This is a genomic window from uncultured Planococcus sp., assembly GCF_947501725.1.
Classification (GTDB): domain Bacteria; phylum Bacillota; class Bacilli; order Bacillales_A; family Planococcaceae; genus Planococcus; species Planococcus donghaensis_C.
In genome coordinates this window covers 1-212 of sequence record NZ_CANMXD010000042.1, presented here as the reverse complement: position 1 = coordinate 212, position 212 = coordinate 1, and the positions used below count along the sequence as shown (strand labels likewise).

Annotated in this window: 1 tRNA gene; it reads left to right on the top strand. The window is 50.0% G+C overall.

From position 1 onward, the window contains the following. Positions 1-136 precede the first annotated feature (136 nt). A tRNA-Met gene (locus Q0785_RS20345) sits at positions 137-210 on the top strand. Positions 211-212: the final 2 nt, after the last annotated feature.

Genomic DNA, 212 nt, shown 5'->3' with positions numbered 1-212 from the left:
AGGATTAGCTCAGCTGGGAGAGCATCTGCCTTACAAGCAGAGGGTCGGCGGTTCGATCCCGTCATCCTCCACCATTTACTCTTACATAATCAAGGTTGTACAGTGCGAATGTGATTTGTAAATGATATATTATTATCGCGGGGTGGAGCAGTTCGGTAGCTCGTTGGGCTCATAACCCAAAGGTCGCAGGTTCAAATCCTGCCCCCGCAACC